2 protein-coding genes are annotated in these 789 nt (G+C 67.7%); both read right to left on the bottom strand.

The features are described from left to right. Nucleotides 1-501 (bottom strand): HD domain-containing protein (locus R1101_RS0124780; RefSeq protein WP_026003665.1); only part of this gene is annotated, 501 nt, incomplete at its 3' end. Between the two features lie 104 nt (nucleotides 502-605). Continuing rightward, the coding region (locus R1101_RS0124775; protein WP_016935803.1) for a phosphoribosyltransferase family protein at nucleotides 606-789 on the bottom strand (184 nt) is incomplete at its 5' end.

Genomic DNA, 789 nt, shown 5'->3' with positions numbered 1-789 from the left:
CGCGATGATCATCTTGCGGATGGTCTCGCCCTCGGCGGCCGAACCGAGCACGACCTTGTCGAGTTTGGTGACACCGTCGACGAGATGCGCCACCTCCTCGCCGAACTCGGCGGTGAGCTGCTCGAGCGTGTAGCCGGTGTCCTCGACGGTGTCGTGGAGCAGCGCCGCGACGAGGGTCGTGGTGTCCATACCGAGTTCGGCCAGGATCGTCGCGACCGCCAGCGGATGGGTGATGTAGGGATCACCGGACTTGCGCTTCTGGGTCGCGTGCCGTTCCTCGGCCACGTCGTAGGCCCGCTGCAGCTGCGAGAGGTCGGCCTTCGGGTACAGCTCCCGATGGATGGTGACCAGCGGCTCGAGGACGGGCTTGAGGCTGGTGCCGCGCTGTCCGGTGATGCGCCGGGCCAGGCGGGCGCGCACCCGCCTCGAGGCAGAGGTGGACGCCGCGGTGGGCGTCGGATTCTGACCGGAATTCTGGGACCGATCGAGATTCTGGGTCATCCCTCCACCTCCCGTCGCGGCTGCGAACCCGGTTCGTCACCGATGCGCATGTCCGGACCGTACGGGCCCGGCGGGTTCACCGGCACCTGTGGCAACTCTAACTCTCAGATCCGCACGAGCGACGTCAGTGGGTACTTCTGCAGTCGTGCCCGGCCACCGAGAGCTTCGATCTCGGTGACGACGGCGATACCGACGACCTCCGCGCCGACACGCTCGAGCAGTTCGACGGTCGCGGACAGGGTTCCACCGGTCGCGAGGACATCGTCCACCACGAGCACCTTCCGGCCC

Origin of the sequence: Rhodococcus sp. R1101 (genome assembly GCF_000278445.1) — a bacterium.
Lineage (GTDB): Bacteria > Actinomycetota > Actinomycetes > Mycobacteriales > Mycobacteriaceae > Rhodococcus > Rhodococcus gordoniae.
This window is presented reverse-complemented; position numbering and strand designations above follow the sequence as displayed.